At 65.0% G+C, this 16,947-nt stretch carries 15 protein-coding genes; 11 read left to right on the forward strand and 4 right to left on the reverse strand.

The window, feature by feature from the left end; translation table 11 throughout:
• The first annotated feature begins 24 nt into the window (after positions 1-24).
• The 4 genes from FFS62_RS05485 to FFS62_RS05500 all read left to right on the forward strand — a co-directional run bounded on the left by FFS62_RS05485 (position 25) and on the right by FFS62_RS05500 (position 4,026).
• The gene (locus tag FFS62_RS05485) at positions 25-279 is read left to right on the forward strand and encodes a DUF1653 domain-containing protein (RefSeq protein WP_137971784.1); all 255 of its coding nucleotides are present in this window, start codon (positions 25-27) and stop codon (positions 277-279) included.
• A gap of 91 nt (positions 280-370) precedes the next feature.
• Positions 371-2,980, forward strand: coding sequence for a type I DNA topoisomerase (gene topA, locus FFS62_RS05490; protein WP_137971785.1), 2,610 nt, complete (start codon positions 371-373; stop codon positions 2,978-2,980).
• A gap of 81 nt (positions 2,981-3,061) precedes the next feature.
• Positions 3,062-3,580: a DUF6586 family protein gene (locus FFS62_RS05495; RefSeq protein WP_137971786.1), complete on the forward strand. Its 519-nt coding sequence runs from the start codon at positions 3,062-3,064 to the stop codon at positions 3,578-3,580.
• 212 nt (positions 3,581-3,792) lie between these two features.
• On the forward strand, positions 3,793-4,026 hold the full coding sequence (locus FFS62_RS05500; protein ID WP_137971787.1) for a hypothetical protein: 234 nt from the start codon (positions 3,793-3,795) through the stop codon (positions 4,024-4,026).
• A 64-nt stretch (positions 4,027-4,090) separates the two neighbouring features.
• Here the strand turns inward: FFS62_RS05500 and sulA are convergent, their stop codons facing one another.
• Together sulA and lexA are read right to left on the reverse strand one after the other, a co-directional pair.
• Entirely contained in the window at positions 4,091-4,561 is a 471-nt protein-coding gene (gene sulA, locus FFS62_RS05505) for an SOS-induced cell division inhibitor SulA (protein ID WP_137971788.1), read from the reverse strand.
• 16 nt (positions 4,562-4,577) lie between these two features.
• Positions 4,578-5,189 (reverse strand): transcriptional repressor LexA, encoded by a 612-nt coding sequence (gene lexA, locus FFS62_RS05510; RefSeq protein ID WP_137971789.1) that lies wholly within the window; start codon positions 5,187-5,189, stop codon positions 4,578-4,580.
• A gap of 243 nt (positions 5,190-5,432) precedes the next feature.
• Here lexA and FFS62_RS05515 point away from each other — a divergent pair, with 243 nt between their 5' ends.
• From FFS62_RS05515 to FFS62_RS05530, 4 genes are read left to right on the forward strand one after another with little or no spacing between them, the layout of a single operon-like run.
• Positions 5,433-6,140, forward strand: coding sequence for a TetR/AcrR family transcriptional regulator (locus FFS62_RS05515; RefSeq protein WP_137971790.1), 708 nt, complete (start codon positions 5,433-5,435; stop codon positions 6,138-6,140).
• A 40-nt stretch (positions 6,141-6,180) separates the two neighbouring features.
• Positions 6,181-6,705 (forward strand): L,D-transpeptidase, encoded by a 525-nt coding sequence (locus FFS62_RS05520; RefSeq protein ID WP_137971791.1) that lies wholly within the window; start codon positions 6,181-6,183, stop codon positions 6,703-6,705.
• Between the two features lie 36 nt (positions 6,706-6,741).
• Positions 6,742-7,725, forward strand: coding sequence for a beta-N-acetylhexosaminidase (nagZ, locus tag FFS62_RS05525; RefSeq protein ID WP_137972236.1), 984 nt, complete (start codon positions 6,742-6,744; stop codon positions 7,723-7,725).
• A gap of 15 nt (positions 7,726-7,740) precedes the next feature.
• A complete protein-coding gene (locus tag FFS62_RS05530) occupies positions 7,741-8,478 on the forward strand; it encodes an S-methyl-5'-thioinosine phosphorylase (protein ID WP_137971792.1) in 738 nt (245 codons plus the stop codon).
• Positions 8,479-8,597: 119 nt separating this feature from the next.
• Here FFS62_RS05530 and FFS62_RS05535 read toward each other — a convergent pair whose 3' ends face one another.
• Both FFS62_RS05535 and mfd read right to left on the reverse strand, forming a co-directional pair.
• Positions 8,598-9,122 (reverse strand): CsiV family protein, encoded by a 525-nt coding sequence (locus FFS62_RS05535; protein WP_137971793.1) that lies wholly within the window; start codon positions 9,120-9,122, stop codon positions 8,598-8,600.
• Between the two features lie 13 nt (positions 9,123-9,135).
• Positions 9,136-12,576, reverse strand: coding sequence for a transcription-repair coupling factor (gene mfd, locus FFS62_RS05540; protein WP_137971794.1), 3,441 nt, complete (start codon positions 12,574-12,576; stop codon positions 9,136-9,138).
• Between the two features lie 151 nt (positions 12,577-12,727).
• Between mfd and FFS62_RS05545 the strand changes: the two genes are divergently transcribed.
• The 3 genes from FFS62_RS05545 (at position 12,728) to sthA (ending at position 16,842) form a co-directional block, all read left to right on the forward strand.
• A complete protein-coding gene (locus tag FFS62_RS05545) occupies positions 12,728-14,179 on the forward strand; it encodes a glyceraldehyde-3-phosphate dehydrogenase (RefSeq protein ID WP_137971795.1) in 1,452 nt (483 codons plus the stop codon).
• Positions 14,180-14,267: 88 nt separating this feature from the next.
• Positions 14,268-15,284, forward strand: a complete 1,017-nt coding sequence (locus tag FFS62_RS05550) for an FAD:protein FMN transferase (protein WP_256662114.1) — start codon at positions 14,268-14,270, stop codon at positions 15,282-15,284.
• 163 nt (positions 15,285-15,447) lie between these two features.
• Positions 15,448-16,842: a Si-specific NAD(P)(+) transhydrogenase gene (sthA, locus tag FFS62_RS05555; RefSeq protein WP_137971796.1), complete on the forward strand. Its 1,395-nt coding sequence runs from the start codon at positions 15,448-15,450 to the stop codon at positions 16,840-16,842.
• Positions 16,843-16,947: the final 105 nt, after the last annotated feature.

Here is a 16,947-nt window from a genome sequence, read left to right on the forward strand (position 1 = left end):
TTTTGTTTTTCGGGAGGAGTGTTCATGCAGCTGCAACCAGGGCTCTATCGTCACTACAAGGGGCCGCAGTACCGTGTATTTGGCACCGCGCGCCACTCGGAAACCGAGGAGTGGCTGGTGGTTTACCAGGCGCTCTACGGCGAATTCGGCCTGTGGGTGCGGCCGCTGGAGATGTTCTGCGGTACGGTCGAACTGGACGGCGAGACGGTCCCGCGCTTTGCTCTGATCGAGGCCGAACCGGCAGTGATCGGACAGGACTCCGCTGGGACTCGCGCTTGACCGCGAGTCGACAGCCACTATATATAGCGGTGCCTTTATAGGCTCCCGCCTCTTATTCTTCCTTTTATAGTTTTCAGGAATTCTCCAATCCATGGGCAAATCGCTGGTCATCGTGGAATCCCCGGCCAAGGCCAAGACCATCAACAAGTACCTGGGCAACCAGTACGTGGTGAAGTCGAGCATCGGCCATATTCGTGACCTGCCCACCAGCGGTTCCGCCAGCGCCAGCAAAGAGCCGGTCAAGCGCGGCAAGGCCGCTGCAGCCGAGGCGCCGGCTCTGTCGCCCAAGGAGAAGGCCAAGCGTCAGCTGTTCTCGCGCATGGGCGTCGATCCGGAACATGGCTGGAAGGCCAAGTACGAGATCCTGCCCGGCAAGGAAAAGGTGATCGAGGAGCTGCGCCGTCTGGCCAAGGATGCCGACACCATCTATCTCGCAACCGACTTGGATCGCGAGGGGGAAGCCATCGCCTGGCACCTGCGCGAGGCCATCGGTGGTGATGACAGCCGCTACAAGCGCGTGGTGTTCAACGAGATCACCAAGAAGGCCATCCAGGAGGCCTTCTCCCAGCCCGGCGAGCTGGACATCAACCGTGTCAACGCCCAGCAGGCACGCCGCTTCCTCGATCGCGTGGTGGGTTACATGGTCTCGCCGCTGCTGTGGGCCAAGATCGCCCGCGGCCTGTCCGCCGGCCGCGTGCAGTCGGTGGCGGTGAAGCTGGTGGTGGAGCGCGAGAAGGAAATCCGTGCCTTCGTCCCGGAAGAGTACTGGGAAGTCCACGCCGACCTGGGCACCGCCAAGAGCGACAAGGTGCGCTTCGAGGTGGTCCGCGAGAACGGCGAGGCCTTCAAGCCGCTCAACGAGGCCCAGGCCATGGCGGCCCTGGCCAAGCTCAAGGACTCCAGCTACAGCGTGGTCAAGCGCGAGGACAAACCGACCTCGAGCAAACCGACCGCGCCCTTCATTACCTCCACCCTGCAGCAGGCGGCGAGCAATCGCCTCGGCTTCGGTGTGAAGAAGACCATGATGATGGCTCAGCGTCTCTACGAGGCAGGCTATATCACCTATATGCGTACCGACTCGACCAACCTGTCGAACGACGCCATCGACATGGTGCGCGGCTTCATCGACAGCGAGTTCGGTAAGAAGTACCTGCCGGCCAAGCCGAACTTCTATTCGAGTAAGGAGGGCGCCCAGGAGGCGCACGAGGCGATCCGCCCGTCCGACGTCAACCTGCGCCCGACCCAGCTGTCCGGCATGGAGCGTGACGCCGAGCGGCTATATGAGCTGATCTGGCGCCAGTTCGTGGCCTGCCAGATGCCTCCGGCGGAATACCTGTCCACCAGCGTCAGCGTGGCTGCCAGCGGCTTCGAGCTGCGCGCCAAGGGCCGCATCCTCAAGTTCGACGGCTACACCAAGGTACTGCCGCAGCAGGGCAAGCCGGGCGATGACGACGTGCTGCCGGAGATGAAGGAGGGCGAGGCGCTCAAGCTGCTGAAGCTCGACCCCAGCCAGCACTTCACCAAGCCGCCGGCGCGTTTCTCCGAAGCCAGCTTGGTCAAGGAGCTGGAGAAGCGTGGCATCGGTCGCCCGTCCACCTACGCGGCGATCATCTCCACCATCCAGGAGCGTGGCTATGTGGCGGTGCAGAACCGCCGCTTCTACGCCGAGAAGATGGGCGACATCGTCACCGAGCGCCTCGATGAGAGCTTCGCCAACCTGATGGACTACGGCTTCACCGCCGCCATGGAAGAGCATCTGGATGATGTGGCCCAGGGCGAGCGCGACTGGAAGCACCTGCTCGACGAGTTCTACGGCGACTTCAAGAAGAAGCTGGAAGTGGCCGGCGAGGCTGACAAGGGCATGCGCGCCAACCAGCCGACCCCCACCGATATCGCCTGCCGCGATTGCGGCCGGCCGATGATGATTCGTACCGCCTCCACGGGCGTGTTCCTCGGTTGCTCCGGCTACGCCCTGCCACCGAAAGAGCGCTGCAAGGCCACCATCAACCTGATCCCGGGCGACGAGATCGCCGCGGACGACGAGGGCGAGTCCGAGTCGCGCGTGCTGCTGAACAAGCATCGCTGCCCGATCTGCGCCACGGCGATGGATGCTTACCTGCTGGATGAGACCCGCAAGCTGCACATTTGCGGCAACAACCCGGATTGCACCGGCTACGAGATCGAGCAGGGCCAGTACCGCATCAAGGGTTACGAAGGCCCGAGCCTGGAGTGCGACAAGTGCGGCAGCGAGATGCAGCTGAAGACCGGCCGCTTCGGCAAGTTCTTCGGTTGCACCAATGCCAGCTGCAAGAACACCCGCAAGCTGCTGAAGAGCGGTGAGGCGGCGCCGCCCAAGATGGATGCGGTGAAGATGCCCGAGCTCAAATGCGAGAAGGTCGACGACACCTACGTGCTGCGTGATGGCGCATCCGGCCTGTTCCTCGCCGCCAGCGGCTTCCCGAAGAACCGCGAGACCCGTGCGCCGCTGGTGCTGGAGCTGATCCCGCACAAGGACGAGATCGATCCCAAGTACCACTTCCTGCTGGAGGCGCCGCAGAAGGATCCGGAAGGCCATCCGGCGGTGATCCGCTACAGCCGCAAGACCAAGGAGCAGTATGTGCAGAGCGAGGTGGACGGTAAGCCCACCGGCTGGCGCGCCTTCTTCGATGGCGGCAAGTGGAAGGTGGAAGACAAGCGCTGATCGCGTTGCAGTCGCGCGCCCTTGTGAGGGCGCCGGCTACCCATCTCCGAGTATCAGCAACACCGCTTGCGAGGCATTGTCATGGCCCACGAACTCTACACCCGTACCAATCAGAAGATCTTCTTCGCCGGTCTGGCCCTGGACAGCCTGCGCAAGGCCGAAGCCGGTGAGGCAGCGAATGCCCAAGCGCTGGTCCATGCCGAACGCGAGGCTGCGTTGTTCCACCTGTATGGAGCGGTGCTTGGCCTGTGCCATGAGGTTGCCGGCTACTACAAGCTGGCCGAGGCCAATGCACCGCGTGTGGAGCTGCTGCTGAACCAGGCGGTGCTGCAGTCTTCTCCGACTCCCGAGCTGGCGGAAATGGTGGAGATTGCCCAACAGCCGGAAAGCTGGCTCGCCCGCTTACTGGCCGCCTACGCCGCGCTGTTCCTGCCACCGCAGGCGCCGAAAACCGCCAAGGTCGATCCGACCCCGCCATTGATCGCAGCGGTCAGTGTCGAGGAAGAAGTTGCCCCCCTGAGCCGTGACGAGCTGGAGAGCTGGCGGCAGCAGCTCAAGCAACTGGTGCTGCGTTACCGCGAGTCACTCAGCGAGTGCTGAGAACCTACTTACGATCTGCTGCGCGTCGGCGATACGGCGTTAAAAACAGCATTCAGAATGCTCATTTACTATTCGTAAACTGCGCTTCTTAAACTGTTTTTGCCTTGTCTCGCTCTAGCTTGCGAGATCGTAAATAGGTTCTACGTCCGTCGCTGGACTAGGGCCAGCAAGTCAGGGCTGTTACACTGACAGCCCGCTAGGAGATCGATGTTATGCCCACTTCCTTCCTCGAAATTGTCGAACTGCCCGACGGCCGCATCATTCTGCGCCGTGCCGAGGATGAGGAAGTGCTGGTGACCCTGGACTTCTCGGCGGATGCCAAGGCCTTTCTGCAGGGTCATCATGTCGAGGTGGCCAAGGCCATGCTCAATGTCGGCGTGCAGATGGCCGGCCGACTGGCCGAAGGTGAGATCGAGCAGGATGAGCAGCCGCGCGTGCTGCATTGATTGCCCGGCGCCCGCACTGGGCGCTTGATTCGAAGGCGCTATCCGACTGCGCCTCCCGTAAGCCTTAATCCAGACGAATATTCAGACTCTGTGCGCTGCCCAGGCGCGCGGCACTGGTCAGGCTCGCCCGCTGATTGGGTTGCAGGCCGATCCAGCTCACAACTGTGTGGCTACGGCCCAGGCGCAGTGCTTCGCGAGCAAGATCCAGAGCCTCCTGGCCGGTGCTGGGTTGCAGTACCAGCAGGCGATCCAGGTTGAGGCCGACGCTGCGCAGCCAAGCCGTGGTAATGGAGGCGGGCGGGGCGATCAGGGTCAGCCATCGAGCATCCTGATTCAGGCTGAGCTCGCGCAGCACCGGCCCTAGCAGATGGCGGCAGTTGCCGAGCGAGCCGGACAGGCGCAGCTCGCTGAACGGCTCGGGTTCGTCGAGCCAGGGGTTTTCCACGACATCGTCGAGCAGCGGCGTCAGCGTATTGCCGAGGAAAGCTTCAAACAGTGGAAGTTGCGAACGATTCAGCGACTGCGGGAACTGCATGAAGCTCTCCTAATGCTCAGCGGCGAATGACGCCGACACTCAAACCTTCGATCACCAAGTCCTGCTCTTCCAGGTTCACCTCGATAGGGGCGAACTCCGGGTTTTCGGCGATCAACAGGACCTTGCTGCCATTGCGCTGGAAGCGCTTGACGGTCACCTCGTCATCGATGCGGGCCACCACGATCTGGCCGTTACGGGCCTCGCGGGTGGTGTGCACGGCCAGCAGGTCGCCGTCGAGGATGCCGATATCCTTCATGCTCATGCCACGCACGCGCAGCAGATAGTCGGCCTTGGGGTGGAAGAACTCCGGATTGATCTTGCAGGAGTCTTCGACGTTCTGCTGGGCCAGGATCGGCGCACCGGCGGCGACCCGGCCGATTACCGGCAGGCCTTCTTCTTCCGCCGCAGCCGGTTCGAAGCCGGGGATGCGGATGCCACGAGAGGCGCCCGGGGTCATCTCGATCGCACCTTTGCGGGCGAGGGCTTTTAGGTGCTCCTCGGCGGCGTTGGGCGACTTGAAGCCCAGTTCCTGAGCGATCTCCGCGCGGGTTGGCGGATAGCCGTTGTCTTCCAGGCAGCGTTTGATGAAGGCGAGGATTTCGGATTGGCGCGGCGTCAGTTTGAGCATGCTGGCGGTCTGTCTGTTTATACAGTTGCTGTGATTATATACAGTGATTCGATGCTGGCAACCCCTGTTTCGTTTCGGAGGCGAAATGTCCATTTCTGCCATCCAGCGGAGCGGTATGGGCTTTTCCTTATTTAACCTATGGTTTAATGCGTGACCGAGCAGCCATGAAAGGTCTTGTCAGACTTGACAGGGCGCCAGCCTGAAACGTATGTTTCAAACAAGTGTTTGTCAGGTGGAGATGTCATGGCTCAATCAGAAACTGTTGAGCGCATTTTGGATGCTGCTGAGCAGCTGTTCGCGGAAAAGGGCTTCGCCGAGACTTCTCTGCGCCTGATTACCAGCAAGGCCGGGGTCAACCTGGCGGCGGTCAACTATCACTTCGGTTCCAAGAAGGCGCTGATCCAGGCAGTGTTCTCGCGCTTCCTTGGGCCGTTCTGTATCAGTCTCGAGCGTGAGCTGGATCGTCGCCTGGCCAAGCCGGATGCCAAGGCTAGCCTCGAAGAACTGCTGGAGATGCTGGTGGAGCAGGCCCTGGCGGTGAAGCCGCGCAGTGGCAACGACCTGTCCATCTTCATGCGCCTGCTCGGCCTGGCCTTCAGCCAGAGCCAGGGTCACCTGCGCAAGTATCTGGAAGAGGTGTACGGCAAGGTCTTCCGCCGCTACATGCTGCTGCTCAATGAGGTCGCGCCCAAGTTGCCGCCGCTGGAGATCTTCTGGCGCGTGCACTTCATGCTCGGCGCCGCGGCGTTCAGCATGTCCGGTATCAAGGCCCTGCGTGCCATCGCCGAGAACGACTTCGGTGTGGATACCTCGATCGAGCAGGTGATGCGTCTGATGGTGCCGTTCCTCGCCGCCGGCATGCGTGCCGAGAGTGGGCTGAATGACGAGACGCTGGCCACCGCCCAATTCAAGCCGAGAACCAAGTCGCCGGTCACCGCCAAGGCCGTCTGACCCTGTGCCCGGGCGGGCCGATGGGCTAAGCTAGCGGCCCATGCGCCCGCTCGATCTCCTGCATATCTCCATTGCCGATCAGCGCCTGTACGGCTTCGCCGACGGGCAATTGATCGTGCGCCTGCCCGTGTCCACCGCACTGAATGGTGCCGGTGAGCAGAGTGGTTCCAACTGCACGCCGCGGGGGCGCCATCAGGTGCGGGCGAAGATCGGTGACGGCCTGCCGCTCGGCGCGGTATTGCGCGGGCGACGCTGGACCGGCGAGGTCTGGTCCGAGGAGCTGGATGCGCAGTTCCCCGGCCGCGACTGGATTCTTACCCGCATTCTCTGGCTCAGCGGCTGTGAACCGGGCATCAATCGCCTGGGCAAGGTTGATACCTTCCGCCGCTACATCTACTTGCATGGCACGCCGGATACCCGGCCCATGGGCGTGCCGCTTTCCCATGGCTGTGTGCGCCTGCGCAACGCCGACCTGCTGGATCTCTTTCCCCGTGTACCGCCGCACTGCGCGGTGCTGATCGACGAGGCGCCGCGCCCCGAGTGGGCGACCGCCGAACTCTGTTAAGGACTCTTCGTGACTACACCTCTCTACGGCTCCCTGATGCTGGACATCCAGGGCACCTGGCTGACCGCCGAAGACCGCCGAATCCTGCGCCAGCCGGAAGTCGGTGGCCTGATCCTGTTCGCCCGCAATATCGAAGACCCGCGCCAGGTGCGCGAGCTGTGCGTCTCCATCCGCGCCGTGCGCCCGGACCTGCTGCTGGCGGTGGACCAGGAAGGCGGCCGCGTGCAGCGCCTGCGCAATGGTTTCGTGCGCCTGCCGGCCATGCGTGCTTTGGCCGATAACGACCACGCCGAACAGCTGGCCGAGCACTGCGGCTGGCTGATGGCCACCGAGGTGTTGGCCGTGGGCCTGGATCTCAGCTTTGCCCCGGTGCTGGATCTGGATCACCAGCGCAGTGCGGTGGTTGGCAGTCGCAGTTTCGAGGGCGACGCCGAGCTGGCGACTCGCCTGGCCGGCGCCTTCATCCGTGGCATGGATGCGGCGGGCATGGCCGCCACCGGCAAACATTTCCCCGGTCACGGCTGGGCCGAGGCCGACTCCCACGTAGCTATCCCGGTAGATGAGCGCAGCCTGGACCAGATTCGTGCCAGGGACCTGATCCCGTTCCAGCGCCTGAGCCAGCAGCTGGCGGCGGTGATGCCGGCCCATGTCATCTACCCGCAGGTGGACGCCGGCCCGGCCGGTTTCTCGCGGCGCTGGCTGCAGGAGATCCTGCGCGGCGAGCTGGGCTTCGCTGGAGTGATCTTCAGCGATGACCTGTCCATGGCCGGCGCCCATGTGGTGGGCGACGCCGCCAGCCGTATCGAAGCGGCGCTGAATGCCGGCTGCGACATGGGCCTGGTGTGCAACGATCGCGCCTCCGCCGAGCTAGCCCTCGGCGCTCTGCAGCGCCTCAAGGTGCAGCCGCCCAAGGGGCTGGCGCGCATGCGCGGTCGCGGTTTCGCCCGTACCGACTACCGCGAGCAGCCGCGCTGGCTGCAGGCCATGGCGGCCCTGCGCGCGGCGCAGCTGATCGATTGATTTAAGGAACAACGCATGACCACCTACGCCATCATCGGCGGCACCGGCCTCACTCAGCTGGAAGGCCTGACTCTCAAGCAGGCGCAGAACATCGATACGCCCTACGGTGCCCCTTCGGCGCCGGTGCTGAGCGGCGAGTACGCCGGCCACGAGGTGCTGTTCCTCGCCCGCCACGGCCACCCGCATCGCATTCCGCCGCACCAGGTGAACTACCGCGCCAACCTGTGGGCGCTGAAACAGGCCGGCGCCGAGGCGATCCTGGCGGTCAACGCGGTGGGCGGCATTCACGCGGCCATGGGCAGCGGTCACCTTTGCGTGGCGCATCAGATCATCGATTACACCTGGGGCAGGGCGCACACCTTCTTCGAGGGCGAGATCGACCACGTCACCCATATCGATTTCAGCTACCCCTATGACGAGGCGCTGCGCAGCCGATTGATTGCCGCGCTGCAGGCATGTGGCTACCCGCACAGCAGCCATGGCGTGTACGGCGCCACCCAGGGCCCGCGCCTGGAAACGGTGGCGGAGATCGCCCGCATGGAACGCGATGGCTGCGACATCGTCGGCATGACCGGCATGCCCGAAGCCGCCCTGGCTCGCGAGCTGGAGTTGCCCTACGCCTGCCTGGCGCTGGTAGTGAACCCCGCGGCGGGCAAGTCCAGCGGCATCATCACCATGGCCGAGATCGAGGCGGAGCTGGCCCGCGGTATCGACAAGGTGCGCGCGGTGCTGGGGCGGGTGCTGAGCGCCTGAGCCTGGCGCCAGGAACAAAAAAGCCCCGCACCGCGGGGCTTTTTGTTTGTGGGAGCGAGCTCTGCTCGCGAATCAGCCCCCGAGAGCTTCGCGAGCAGAGCTCGCTCCTACGGGAGTCTTCAGGGCTGGGTGACTTTCACCAGTACGCCCAGGCTGCCGTTGTCCAGATAGGTCAGCTCGCCCAGCTTGAGGCGGGTCTTCTGCCGTACGCGCTCGCTGCCGCTGAGCAGACCGTCGGTATCGAAGCGGTTGACCCAGAAGTCCGCCTCCAGGTCGATCAGGCGCTGCTGCTCGCTCAGACCGACCACGCCCTCGACCGGGTAGTGGCCGAACTGCTCGTTACCGGTGCTCAGGGCGGACTTGCTCGGCACGGCCGTCAGGTTCTGCGCCCAGGCCTGGTGCAGCAGCACTTCGTAGCCATTGCCGGGGTTGAGCTTGGCCGCCTCGTCGTTCAGCGCGGTGCCGCGCTCGTTACCGGTGATGGGCACGGCGCCCACGGCCCAGTCGTCCGGCGCCGGCTGGCTGGAGGAGAGGGCTTCGCCGCCCTGGCGGAAGACCAGCACTTCGATCTGGAACAGGCCGTCGGCGAAGGCCTGGGGGGCCAGCAGGCAGAGCAGCAGGGTGAGGTGGCGAAACGCGCGCATTGAGTCAGTCCTTTCAGGCGGATTGCGGGGCGAGGCGCTCCAGCAGCGCCTCCAGGGTATTGAAACGTTCTTCCGGGCGCTCCATCGGCACCTGGAGTTTGAACTGGGTGGCACCCTCGAACTTGTAGCGGGCCGGGGCGCTCTGGATCAGCTTGATCAGCACCAGCGGGTCGACACTGGTGTCGCCGGCGAACTCGATGCGCCCGCCCTGGGGGCCGGCGTCGATCTTCTTGATGCCGAGCTTCTCCGCCTGCAGCTTGAGCAGGGTCAGGCGCATCAGGTTCTTGGTCGCCTCCGGCAGCAGGCCGAAGCGGTCGATCATCTCCACCTGCAGCTCTTTCAGGCCGTCCTCGTCGGCAGCCGAGGCGATGCGCTTGTAGAGGATCAGGCGGCTGTGCACGTCCGGCAGGTAGTCGTCGGGGATCAGCGCCGGCACCCGCAGGTTGACCTCCGGACCACCGCCCAGCGGCTGCTCCAGATTCGGTTGCTCGCCCTTGCGAATGGCCTTCACCGCGCGTTCGAGCATCTCCATGTAGAGGGTGAAGCCGACTGCTTGGATCTGTCCGCTCTGGCCGTCGCCGAGCAGTTCGCCGGCGCCGCGGATTTCCAGGTCGTGGGTCGCCAGGACAAAGCCGGCACCCAGGTCCTGGGCGTTGGCGATGGCCTCCAGGCGCTTCTGCGCATCCTCGGTCATGCCCTTGCGCGGCGGGGTGAGCAGGTAGGCGTAGGCCTGGTGGTGGCTACGGCCGACCCGGCCGCGCAGCTGGTGCAGCTGGGCCAGGCCGAACTTGTCGGCGCGCTCAATGAGGATGGTGTTGGCACTGGGCACGTCGATGCCGGTCTCGATGATGGTCGAAGCCACCAGCACGTTGAAGCGCTTGTGGTAGAAGTCGCTCATCACCCGTTCCAGGTCGCGCTCGTGCATCTGCCCATGGCCGATGCCGATGCGGGCTTCCGGAACCAGTGCAGCCAGGTCGGCGGCGCACTTCTCGATGGTCTTCACGTCGTTGTGCAGGTAGTACACCTGGCCGCCGCGCAGCAGTTCGCGCAGCAGCGCCTCCTTGATCACCGAGTCGTGCTGTTCCATGACGAAGGTGCGCACCGACAGGCGGCGCGCCGGTGGCGTGGCGATGATCGACAGATCGCGCATGCCCGACACCGCCATGTTCAGCGTTCTCGGGATGGGGGTCGCCGTGAGCGTGAGGATATCGACTTCGCTGCGCAGGGCCTTGAGCTGCTCCTTCTGGCGCACGCCGAAGCGGTGCTCCTCGTCGATGATGCACAGCCCCAGGTCCTTGAAGCGCACATCGTCCTGCAGCAGCTTGTGGGTGCCGATGACGATATCGATCTTGCCCTCGGCCAGCTTGGCCACCGCCTCGTTGACTTCCTTGGCGCTCTTGAAGCGGCTCATCACCTCGACCGTCACCGGCCAGTCGGCGAAGCGGTCGCGGAAGCTGTTGTAGTGCTGCTGGGCGAGCAGGGTAGTCGGCACCAGCACGGCGACCTGACGCCCGCTGTGCACGGCGATGAAGGCCGCGCGCATGGCCACCTCGGTCTTGCCGAAGCCGACGTCGCCGCACACCAGGCGGTCCATCGGCTTGGCCGCCAGCATGTCCTCGCGCACCGCGTCGATGGCGTTCTGCTGATCCGGGGTCTCCTCGAAGGGGAAGCCGGCGCTGAAGGTGGCGTAGTCGGCGGCCGGGTCCTTGAAGGCATAGCCTTCACGGGCGGCGCGGCGAGCGTAGATGTCGAGCAGCTCGGCGGCGACGTCGCGCACCTGCTCGGCGGCCTTGCGCTTGGCCTTCTGCCAGGTCTCGGAACCCAGGCGGTGCAGCGGCGCCAGGGCGTCGTCGCTGCCGGTGTAGCGGGCGATCAGGTGCAGGCTGGCCACCGGCACGTAGAGCTTGGCTTCCTCGGCGTACATCAGGGCGAGGAACTCGGCGGCCTGGCCGTCGAACTCCATGGTCACCAGGCCCAGGTAGCGGCCAACGCCGTGGTCGATATGCACCACCGGCGCGCCTTCGCGCAGCTCGGTGAGGTTCTTGATCACGTTGTCGCCGCCGTCGCGCGATTTCTCGCGGCGGCGGCGCTGCATCACCCGTTGGCCGAACAGCGGGCTCTCGGCGACCAGGGCGATCTTGTCGAGCAGCAGACCCTCGTCCAGCGGTGCGATGCAGATGGCCAGGCGCTCGCGGCTGTCAGTGAACTCCTTCCAGCCGGCCACTTCGATGGGCTTGAGCTTGAGCCGCGCCAGCAGCTCCAGCAGCACCTCGCGGCGGCCGGCGGACTCGGCGCTGAACAGCACGCGGCCCGGGTATTCCTCGATAAAGCGGCGCAGCGCGGCCAGCGGCTCGCTCGCCTTGGCCTGGATGGCCAGGTCCGGCAGGGGCCGGGCGTCGAAGCGTTCGCGGCCGACGCCGACTTCCACGTCTTCCTGGCTGACCACCACGCGCGGCCAGTGCTTCAGGCGGGCGAAGCAGTCCTCCACCGGCAGGAAGATGTCGGCCGGCGGCAGCAGTGGGCGCTCGGGGTCGACGCGGCGGTCCTCGTAGCGGTTGCGTGCGTCGGTCCAGAACTGCTCGGCAGCCTGCTCGATGCCTGGCAGGGAGAACACCTGGGTGTCGCCCGGCAGGTAGTCGAACAGGGTGCCGGTTTCCTCGAAGAACAGCGGCAGGTAGTACTCGATGCCGGCCGGGGTGATACCGGAGGCGAGGTCCTGGTAGATCGGGCAGCGGCGGAAGTCGACGTCGAAGCGCTCGCGGAAGCGCCCGCGGAAATCGGTGACGGCCTTCTTCTCCAACGGGAACTCGCGGGCCGGCAGCAGGCGGATCGACTCCACCTTGTCCACCGAGCGCTGGGTCTCGGGGTCGAAGGTGCGCAGGGTCTCGATCTCGTCGTCGAACAGGTCGATGCGGAAGGGCGTGTCGCTGCCCATGGGGAACAGGTCGATCAGCGCGCCGCGCACGGCGAACTCGCCATGCTCGTAGACGGTGTCCACGCAGCGGTAGCCAGCGGCCTCCAGGCGTGCGCGCATCCCCTCGACATCGAGCTTCTGGCCGACGTCCAGCAGCAGGCCGGAACCGAGCAGGAAGCGGGTCGGCGCCAGGCGGTGCAGGGCGGTGGCGATCGGCACCACCAGCACGCCGTGCTTGATCTCCGGCAGGCGATAAAGCGTGGCGATACGCTGGGAAATGATGTCCTGGTGCGGCGAAAACACGTCGTAGGGCAGGGTTTCCCAGTCCGGGAAGTGCAGCACCGGCAGGTCCGGGGCGAAGAACGCCAGCTCTTCCTGCAGGCGTTCGGCGCTCTGGCTGTCGGCGGTCAGCAGCAGGGTGAAGCGCTTGGCGGCGCTGGCGGCCTCGGCCACGGCCAGGCTCAGCGCGGCCCCGGGCAGGTTGCCCCAGTGCTGTTTGCCGGCGGCGCCCGGCAGTTTCGGCAAGTGCAGTACGGACACGGGTGTCACGGCCCCAGGCGAAAAGAAGGGGGCGATTGTAACGAGCGGAGGTATCTACTGTCAGTTACGACGGGCGCACATTGCTCAGTGCAGTGGGCGCCGTCATAATGTAGCCCTTTTTTCAGCCCCTACATGTGGAAGGTAATTGCCCGTGACCCAGAAGCCCGACCAGTGTCTCGGTGAGTGGATTGATCGTGAAGCCCTCGCAGAAGCGATGATTCCTATGATCGGTCAGCTCTACCGCAACAACAGCGTGGTGACCTCGATCTACGGCCGTGGTCTGATCAACCGTTCGGTGATCGACATCCTCAAAGCCCATCGCTTCGCCCGTCACCGCCTGGCTGACGAAGGCAGCGAGCTGTCGGTGCACGATACCTTCCCGATCCTCAAGGCCATGAGCGAGCTCAAGCTGGGCGCCGCCTCCGTGGACCTGGGCAAGATGGCCAGCAAGTTCAAGACCGAAGGCAACGGCCGTGCCGTCGAGCAGTTCGTCAAGGACGAGCTGGCCGAGGTGGTTGGCAAGCAGAACGGCGCTGCCCGCGAAGGCACCGACGTGGTTCTGTACGGCTTCGGCCGCATCGGCCGCCTGCTGGCGCGCATCCTGATCGAGAAAACCGGTGGTGGCGACGGCCTGCGTCTGCGCGCCATCGTCGTCCGTAAGGGTGCCAGCAACGACCTGGTCAAGCGCGCCAGCCTGCTGCGCCGCGACTCGGTACACGGCAAGTTCGATGGCACCATCACCATCGACGAGGAAAACAACACCCTGACCGCCAACGGCAACCTGATCCAGGTGATCTACGCCAAGTCGCCGACCGAAGTCGACTACACCCAGTACGGCATCAAGAACGCCCTGCTGGTCGACAACACCGGCGTATGGCGCGATGCCGATGGCCTGGGCCAGCACCTGGCCTGCCCGGGTGTCGACCGCGTGGTGCTGACCGCACCGGGCAAAGGCGCGCTGAAGAACATCGTGCACGGCATCAACCACAGCGAAATCACCGCTGACGACAAGATCATCTCGGCCGCTTCCTGCACCACCAACGCCATCGTGCCGGTGCTGAAGGCCGTCAATGATCAGTACGGCATCGTCAACGGTCACGTCGAAACCGTTCACTCGTACACCAACGACCAGAACCTGATCGACAACTTCCACAAGGGTGATCGCCGTGGCCGCAGCGCCCCGCTGAACATGGTGATCACCGAGACCGGTGCCGCCACTGCTGCCGCCAAGGCCCTGCCGGTACTGAAAGGCAAGCTGACCGGCAACGCCATTCGCGTACCGACGCCGAACGTCTCCATGGCCATCCTCAACCTGAACCTGGAGAAGGCCACCAGCCGCGAAGAGATCAACGAGTACCTGCGCCAGATGGCCATGCACTCGGACCTGCAGAAGCAGATCGACTTCGTCCAGTCCCAGGAAGTGGTGTCCACCGACTTCGTCGGCTCGCGCCACGCCGGTGTGGTCGATGCCGAAGCCACCATCTGCAACGACAACCGCGTCGTGCTGTACGTGTGGTACGACAACGAGTTCGGCTACAGCTGCCAGGTGGTTCGCGTGATGGAAGAGATGGCTGGGGTCAACCCGCCGGCCTTCCCGCGCTAAGCGCCGGGTAACACGCAAAACGGGAGCTTCGGCTCCCGTTTTCATTTTCTGCGCCTAGGCTTGCGCCTGATCTCAACGGAATACCCTCGTGGCCAGATTCTCCGCGCTGTTCCTGATCCTGCTGCTGAGCGGCTGTGGCGATGCGCTGCAGGAGTTCGGCGGGCCGACCATGGGCAGCCATTACTCCCTGAAGTACGTGCAGGCCGAAGGCGTGCCACCGCGCGAGCGTCTGCAGGCCGAGGTGGAGGGCATGCTGGCCGAGATCGACCGGCAGATGTCGACCTGGCGCGCGGACTCCGACCTGTCGCGCTTTAACCGGTTGCCGGCGGGCGCCTGCATGGCCATGCCCGAGTCGGTGCTGCAGCTGGTGGGCTTCGGCGCCCAGCTGTCCGCCGGCAGCGAGGGGGCTTTCGATCTCACCGTGCAGCCGCTGATGGACCTCTGGGGGTTCGGCGCGCAATCGCGCGGTCGCCGCGTGCCGGCCGCCGAGGAGATTGCCGTGGTGCTGCCTGTGATCGGCCAGCGTCATCTGCGCATCGACGGCGGGAGGCTGTGCAAGGACGCCGCCGTGCGTCTCGATCTCGACGCCATCGCTGCTGGCTACACGGTGGATCGCATCGCCGCGCGCCTGGGCGAGCTGGGTGTGCGCAACTTCCTGCTGGAGATCACCGGCGAGCTCAAGGCAGTCGGGCGCAAGCCGGACGGTTCGCCCTGGACGGTGGCCATCGAGGCCCCGCGCGACGAGGGTCGCGAGGAGCAGTTGCGCCTGGCCCTGGATGGTCTTGGCGTGTCCACGTCCGGTGACTACCGCAATTACTTCGAGGTAGGCGGTCAGCGCTATTCGCATACCTTCGACCCGCGCACGGGGCGGCCGGTCAGCCATGGCCTGGCCTCGGTCAGTGTGGTGGCAGCCTCGGCGCTGCGCGCCGATGGCCTGTCGACCACCCTGATGGTGCTGGGGCCAGAGGCGGGCATGGCCTATGCCGAGCGCGAGGGCGTCGCGGCGCTGTTTATCCGGCGCGACGGGGAGCGCTTCGTCACCCGGGCGAGCACGGCTTTCGTGCGGCGCTTCGGCGACCCGCAGGCGCCTGGCGCGGGCATGTAGTGGAGAGAAAGCTCGCCTACGCCGCGACCAAGCGCTAATGTGCCGGGCAAAATTGCACGGCTAAGCTGTGTAAAGAGTTTCGAGAGCCGCGGCCATGGGGGCGCGGTCGATCCGGGTCTTGCCGATCTCTATCGAGTGGCCCGGTGCGCGATGAGGAGTAAGCATGGCGGTCTACAACTACGACGTGGTGGTGCTGGGTTCCGGTCCGGCGGGCGAGGGCGCGGCAATGAACGCGGCCAAGGCCGGGCGCAAGGTGGCGGTGGTCGACAATCGCCCGCTGGTGGGCGGCAACTGCACCCACCTCGGTACCATCCCGTCCAAGGCGCTGCGCCACTCGGTGCGGCAGATCATGCAGTACAACACCAACCCGCTGTTCCGCCAGATCGGCGAGCCGCGCTGGTTCTCCTTCCCCGACGTGCTGAAGAGCGCCGAGCGGGTCATTTCCAAGCAGGTCGCCTCGCGCACCAGCTACTACGCGCGCAACCGTATCGACGTGTTCTTCGGCACCGCCAGCTTCGCCGACGAGCAGACCGTGGAAGTGGTCTGCCCCAGCGGCGTGGTCGAGAAACTGGTGGCCAAGCAGGTGGTCATCGCCACCGGCTCGCGTCCCTATCGCCCGGCGGACGTGGACTTCCACCACCCGCGCATCTACGACAGCGACACCATCCTCAGCCTGACCCACACCCCGCGCCGCATCATCATCTACGGCGCCGGCGTGATCGGCTCCGAGTACGCCTCGATCTTCAGCGGCCTGGGCGTGCTGGTTGACCTGATCGACAACCGCGACCAGCTGCTCAGCTTCCTCGACGACGAGATCTCCGACGCGCTCAGTTATCACCTGCGCACCAACAACGTGCTGATTCGCCACAACGAAGAGTACGAGCGCATCGAGGGCCTGGAGAATGGTGTGATCCTGCACCTCAAGTCGGGCAAGAAGATCAAGGCCGACTGCCTGCTGTGGTGCAACGGCCGTACCGGCAACACCGACCGGCTGGGCCTGGAGAACATCGGCATCAAGGTCAACAGCCGCGGCCAGATCGAGGTCGACCAGCAGTACCGCACGCAGATCAGCAACATCTTCGCCGCCGGTGACGTGATCGGCTGGCCGAGCCTGGCCAGCGCCGCCTACGACCAGGGCCGTTCGGCCGCCGGTAGCGCGGTGGAGAACGACAGCTGGCGCTTCGTCGACGACGTGCCGACCGGCATCTACACCATTCCGGAGATCAGCTCGATCGGCAAGAACGAGAAGGAGCTGACCCAGGCCAAGATTCCCTACGAGGTCGGCAAGGCCTTCTTCAAGGGCATGGCGCGGGCGCAGATATCCCACGAGCCGGTGGGCATGCTGAAGATCCTGTTCCACCGCGAGACCCTGGAAATCCTCGGCGTGCACTGCTTCGGCTACCAGGCCTCGGAGATCGTGCATATCGGCCAGGCGATCATGAACCAGAAGGGCGAGGCGAACAGCATCAAGTACTTCGTCAACACCACCTTCAACTACCCGACCATGGCCGAGGCCTATCGGGTGGCGGCGTTCGACGGTCTCAACCGGCTTTTCTGAGCGGCTCCGACCGGTGGCCTGAGCCGGTCGGGGATCCCCTCAGCGACTCCCGCACCTGGCGCTGGCCGAATCGGGAGAGCTTCTGACCAGGCGCGCTGCTGCAAA

The organism is Pseudomonas sp. F(2018) (assembly GCF_005508865.1).
Lineage (GTDB): Bacteria > Pseudomonadota > Gammaproteobacteria > Pseudomonadales > Pseudomonadaceae > Aquipseudomonas.